The 5,342-nt window shown below is 71.0% G+C and carries 6 protein-coding genes; 1 reads left to right on the top strand and 5 read right to left on the bottom strand.

The window, feature by feature from the left end; all coding sequences use genetic code 11:
- Positions 1-57: 57 nt before the first annotated feature.
- Genes ABD366_RS05165 through ABD366_RS05150 form a run of 4 tightly spaced genes read right to left on the bottom strand, consistent with a single transcriptional unit; the run spans position 58 to position 3,776 of the window.
- On the bottom strand, positions 58-786 hold the full coding sequence (locus ABD366_RS05165; protein ID WP_324770360.1) for a response regulator transcription factor: 729 nt from the start codon (positions 784-786) through the stop codon (positions 58-60).
- Positions 783-2,021: a sensor histidine kinase gene (locus ABD366_RS05160; RefSeq protein ID WP_324770359.1), complete on the bottom strand. Its 1,239-nt coding sequence runs from the start codon at positions 2,019-2,021 to the stop codon at positions 783-785. Before ABD366_RS05160 ends, ABD366_RS05165 begins: the two co-directional genes overlap by 4 nt.
- 13 nt (positions 2,022-2,034) lie before the next feature.
- On the bottom strand, positions 2,035-2,847 hold the full coding sequence (locus tag ABD366_RS05155; RefSeq protein WP_324770358.1) for an ABC transporter permease: 813 nt from the start codon (positions 2,845-2,847) through the stop codon (positions 2,035-2,037).
- Positions 2,844-3,776 carry an ATP-binding cassette domain-containing protein gene (locus ABD366_RS05150; RefSeq protein ID WP_324770356.1) on the bottom strand — a complete coding sequence of 311 codons (933 nt, stop codon included), beginning with the start codon at positions 3,774-3,776 and terminating at the stop codon, positions 2,844-2,846. Before ABD366_RS05150 ends, ABD366_RS05155 begins: the two co-directional genes overlap by 4 nt.
- Positions 3,777-3,882: 106 nt before the next feature.
- Here ABD366_RS05150 and ABD366_RS05145 point away from each other — a divergent pair, with 106 nt between their 5' ends.
- Positions 3,883-4,425, top strand: a complete 543-nt coding sequence (locus tag ABD366_RS05145) for a GNAT family N-acetyltransferase (RefSeq protein ID WP_324770355.1) — start codon at positions 3,883-3,885, stop codon at positions 4,423-4,425.
- Between the two features lie 14 nt (positions 4,426-4,439).
- On the opposite strand, the gene ABD366_RS05140 is transcribed toward ABD366_RS05145, so the two are convergent.
- Entirely contained in the window at positions 4,440-5,045 is a 606-nt protein-coding gene (locus ABD366_RS05140; protein WP_324770354.1) for an NADPH-dependent FMN reductase, read from the bottom strand.
- Positions 5,046-5,342 lie beyond the last annotated feature (297 nt).

Raw genomic sequence — 5,342 nt, 5'->3', positions numbered from 1 at the left:
GAACTATTTTTAAGAGAAAACCCCCGTCCGGGGATACCGGACGGGGGTTTTCTGCGTTTAGGCGGGCTCCACCAATTTCGCGTCGTACGCCACGATCACCGCCTGCACCCGATCCCGTGCTCCCGTCTTCGCCAGAATGCGGGACACATGCGTTTTCACCGTCGACTCCGCGAGATGCAGACGCTCGGCTATCTCCGCGTTGCTCCAGCCCTGGGCGATGACCGTGAGGATCTCGCGCTCGCGGTCCGTGAGAGAGGCGATACGGGGATCCGGTGCCGCCGGAGCGCCGGGAGCCGCCGGAAGACGGTGGACGTAGGCGTCCAGGAGACGGCGCGTCAGAGCCGGGGCCACGATCGCGTCACCGGCCGCCACCGCGCGGATACCGGCGAGGAGTTCCTCCGGAAGAGCATCCTTGATCAGGAAGCCGGACGCGCCGGCACGCAGGCCCGCATACGCGTACTCGTCCATGTCGAACGTGGTCAGAATGAGAATGCGTGGGCCGTCCCCGGCGCCGGACCACGCCGACACGATGCGGCGTGTGGCCTCGATACCGTCCATGCCCGGCATGCGGATGTCCATCAGCACGACATCCGGGCGCAGCTGGGAGGCGAGGACGACGGCTTCCGTACCGGTGCCCGCCTCGCCCGCGACCCGCAGATCGTCCTGGCTCTCCAGAAGCATGCGGAATCCGAAGCGCTGCATGGGCTGATCATCGACTATCAGGACCGAGGTGGAGGGAGAGAGGGAAGAGGAGGAGGAAGGGGAGGAGGAAGGGGCCGAGCTCACGTGGTGGGTTCCTTGGGGACGGGGAGATGGGCTGTGACCCGCCAGCCGCCGGACGGTCGCGGGCCGGCCTCAAGTGTGCCGCCGTACAGGGAAGTTCGCTCGCGCATTCCCGTCAGGCCCCGGCCCCCGGTGTCCGGTGAACCGCCGCGGCCCGTGTCGGTGACCGTGAGGGTGACGGCGTCGGGAGCGTAGGAGAGGTCGGCTCTGGCGGTCGCCTGCGGGCCCGCGTGCTTGAGGGCGTTCGTCAGGGCTTCCTGGAGGACGCGATAGAGGGCGAGTTGCGTGCCGGACGGCAGCGGGGCGGGTGGTGTGCCGGTGTGGGTCAGGTGGACCGGGAGGCCCGCGGTGCGTACGCCGTCGACGAGAGCGTCGATGTCCGCGAGCGCGGGCTGCGGTGCCAACTCCGGTCCTGTAGCCGGGGTTTCCTCGCGCAGGACGTCCAGGAGGCGGCGGAGTTCGGTGAGGGCCTGGCGGCTGGTCGTGGCGATCGCGGTGAGCGCCTGGGCCGCGCGTTCCGGGTTGCGGGCGGCCGCGTAGGAGCCGCCGTCGGCGAGGCCGGTGATGACGGAGAGGTTGTGGCCGATGATGTCGTGCATCTCGCGGGCGATCCGGGTGCGTTCGGCGGCGGCCGCGAGTTGTGCCTGCTGGTCGCGTTCGACCTCGAGCCGGCGGGCGCGTTCGACGAGGGAGTTCGTGTAGTCCTGGCGGCTGCGGATGGCGATGCCGAACGCGCAGACGAGAGCCAGGGCCCAGAAATGCGGCACGACCTGGGCGTCCCAACTGCCTCTGGGGTAGCGGATGACAGCGACCACGACCGGGACCATCGTCAGGGCGCAGGCCAGGAGCAGGGTGCGCATGCGGGCGCGCAGGGCCACGTTGAAGACGGCGAAGAGCTGGAGCATGGCCGCCTGGAGGACGGCTCCGGTCGCGCTGTTCACGATGCCGGCGGCCGCCATGACCGTCAGCGCGGCCATCGGGTGGGTGCGGCGCCACAGTAGGGGGACGGACAGGGCGAGGCTGAGGAGGAGGACGAGCCAACCGGGGACGTGCGTGTCGGCGGCGATGTTCTTCCAGCCGTCGCCCACGTAGTCGACGTAGGCCGCGAGGACGAAGAAGCCGGTCAGGAGCAGGTCCCACGCCAGCGGACGGCGTCGGTCGAAGGCGCGCACCCGCCGGGTGGTGCGGTGCAGGAACTGGCTGGTGCGGGGCTCTGACCGGCGGGCTTCGGATGTCACGCGCTCATCCTGGTCATACGTCACGGCGCTTGAGAAGGAGGGCGGCGGCGCCGAGCACGACGGCGGCCCACACGAGGAGCGAGAGGAGCCCGGTGAGCGGCGCGTTGTGGCCGGCGACCTGTGTGATCGTGCCGAGGGACTCCGAGGACTTCGCCGGGAAGTACTTCACGGCGCTCTGTACGACGTCGTTGCTGATCGCCCCGAGCACCTCGGGCAGGATCATGACGACGCCGACGAACGCTCCGATGGCCGCCGGGATCGAACGGCACAGGGCGCCGAGGCCCAGGGCGATCACGCTGAGGAGGGTGACGCCCGCCGCGTTGCCCGCGAGGGCGCCGAGGACCCCGGAGTCGGTCAGGGACAGGGACTTGTCGGTGTCGGAGAGCCAGATCTGAGCCAGCAGGAACGTCACCGTGTTCGTGACGAAGGTGAAGGTGAAGGCGAAGGCCGTGAAGACGCCGGCCTTCGCCCACAGCACGGGCAGGCGCCGTGGGACGGCCGCCATCGTGGCGCGTACCAGGCCCGTCGAGTACTCGCCCGCGCTGATCAGGATGCCCAGGACGGCGACGCAGATCTGGGAGAGCTGCGAACCGAAGAGGGTGAAGAGGACGGTGTCGATGTTCGCGTCGTCGCCGTCGTAGGTGGAGCCCATGACGAGGCCCACGCCGATCACCAGGGCCGCCGCCAGGCCCAGCGTCAACCAAGTGGAGCGCAGGGTACGGAACTTGTGCCACTCCGCGTGCAGGACGCGGCGCGGCGTCACCGCGTAGGCGAGGGGGGTGTCGAGGGGGGTGCCGGTGGTGGTCGTCTGCGTCGTCGTCGTCATCGTCCGGCTCCCGTCGGGGCCGCGGTCGGCTGGTACTCGACCGCGTCGTGGGTGAGGTTCATGAAGGCCTGCTCCAGCGAGGCCGTCCGCGGGCTCAGTTCGAAGAGGGGGATGGCGTGCGCGGCGGCGATCCGGCCGATGTCGGGGGCTTCGAGGCCGCGTACATGGAGGGTGTCGGGGGCCTCGGCGGTTGTCTCGGCGCCGGTCAGCAGGGCGCGCAGGCGGGCGGCGTCCGGGGTGACGACCTTGACGTAGAAGGCGCCTGATTCGCGTACGAGGGCGGTGACAGTGGTGTCCGCGAGGAGGCGGCCGCGGCCGATGACGACGAGGTGGTCGGCGGTCAGCGCCATCTCACTCATCAGGTGCGAGGAGATCAGGACCGTACGGCCCTCCTGGGCGAGGGACTTGAGGAGGGTGCGGATCCACAGGACGCCCTCGGGGTCGAGGCCGTTGACGGGTTCGTCGAGGACGATCGCGGCCGGGTCGCCGAGCAGGGCGGCGGCGATGCCGAGGCGCTGGCCCATGCCGAGGGAGAAGCCCTTGACGCGTTTGCCGGCTACGTCGGTGAGGCCCGCGAGGTCGAGGACGTGCTCGACGCGGGAGCGAGGGATGCCGTGGGTGTGAGCGAGCGCCATGAGGTGGTGGAAGGCGCTGCGGCCGGGGTGGACGGCCTTCGCTTCCAGGAGCGCGCCGACTTCGCACAGGGGCGCGGGGTGGGTGGCGTAGGCGCGGCCTCCGATCGTGGCGCGGCCGGACGTCGGGGCGTCCAGGCCGAGGAGCATGCGCAGGGTCGTGGACTTGCCGGCGCCGTTCGGGCCGAGGAAACCGGTGACCGTGCCGGGTTCGACGGTGAAGGTCAGGTCCTCGACCGCTGCCCTGCCGGGCTTGCCGCCGTAGCGTTTGGTGAGGCCGTGCGCTTGGATCGTCATACCCATGAAGGTGCCGTGAGGTGGCCGTCTGCCGCGTCCGCCCCGGGCACCCAGCACCGTAAAACGCGGTAGTACCCAGGTACTACGGGCCCGTAGGGTGCCGCGCATGGACTACGAGATCCGTGCCGTACGTGCCGACGAATGGCCCGCGGTGAAGGAGTTGCGGCTCGCCGCGCTGAGCGATCCGATGGCGCCGCTCGCGTTCCTGGAGACGTACGAGCAGGCGCTGGCGCGGCCCGACGTGTTCTGGCAGGACCGGGCGGCGGGGGCCTCGCACGGGACGATCGCCCGGCAGTTCGTGGCGGTGAGGAACGACGGGACCTGGGACGGAACGGTCGTCGCGCTCGTCGAGGAGGCCGGGGCCGAGGACTTCTTCGGCCGGGCCGTCGAGCGGCGTCAGGTGCAGCTCGTCGGGGTGTTCGTACGGCCGGCGGCGCGGGGGCGCGGGCTGACGGAGGCGTTGTTCTCGACTGCCGTGGAGTGGGCGTCCCGGCTCGACGGGGTGACGCGGGTACGGCTGCACGTCCATGAGGACAACGCGCGGGCCGAAGGGTTCTACCGGAAGTTCGGGTTCGTCCGCACCGGAGGGGCCGTGCCGAACCCGGGCGACCCCTCCAAGGTGGATCACGAGATGGTGTTCAAGCCCTGAGGCACCGGCCCCGCTCAGCTGTACGGGCGCTCCGCGCGGGCCGTGCGCAGGGCGTGGGCCCACCAGTCGAGCTGGTCGAGCAGGACCTTGGCCGCCTCGCCCGCGCCTTGCGGCTCGTGGGCCGTGCCGTCCGTGCCGTCCGCGCCGAATTGGTCGGCGGTCACGCGGTGGAAGCTGACGCCGTCGCGGACCGTGACGGCGTGCAACTCGGCGAAGACGAGGCGGAGTTGCTCGACCGCGCGCAGCCCGCCGCCGACACCGCCGTACGAGACGAAGCCGACCGGCTTGGCCTGCCATTCCGCGCGGTGCAGATCGATGAAGTGCTTCAGGTGGGCCGGGAAGCTGTGGTTGTACTCGGGGGTGACGATCACGTAGGCGTCGGCGGCGTCCACGCGGGCGGCGAGCTCGGCCTGCTCGGAGGTGGGCGTGTGGCCCCAGTCGGGATGGTTGTCCGGCAGGCTCAGATCGGTCAGGTCGATGACGTCGAAGTGGGTGCCGGGCGCGTGGGTCCTGGCGTGGTCGGCGAACCAGGTGCCGACGGTGGGGGCGAGGCGGCCGTCGCGGGTGGAGCCGATGACGATGGCTACGCGGAGGGGGGCGGTGGGGTTGGTGCTGGTCATGGTGGGGTGCTCCCTGTTCGGGGTCGGTCTGTGCCGGGGTGGCTGTGCGGGGTGGCCGTGCGGGGTGGCCGTTCTGGGGTGGCCGTACTGGGGTGGCCGTGCGGGGTGGCCGTTCTGGGGTGGCCGTACTGGGGTGGCCGTGCGGGGTGGCCGTTCTGGGGTGGCCGTACCGGGGTGGCCGGGTCGGGTCGGGGGCGGTCTTCTCGTGGCGCTCTGAGCTGTCGCCGAGGTCACGGGGCTCCGCCCCGGACCCCGCTCCTCAATCGCCGGAGGGGCTTGAGGAGCGGGGGGCGGGCG

It is taken from the genome of Streptomyces kunmingensis (assembly GCF_039533535.1).
GTDB classification, from domain to species: domain Bacteria; phylum Actinomycetota; class Actinomycetes; order Streptomycetales; family Streptomycetaceae; genus Streptomyces; species Streptomyces kunmingensis.
This window is presented reverse-complemented; position numbering and strand designations above follow the sequence as displayed.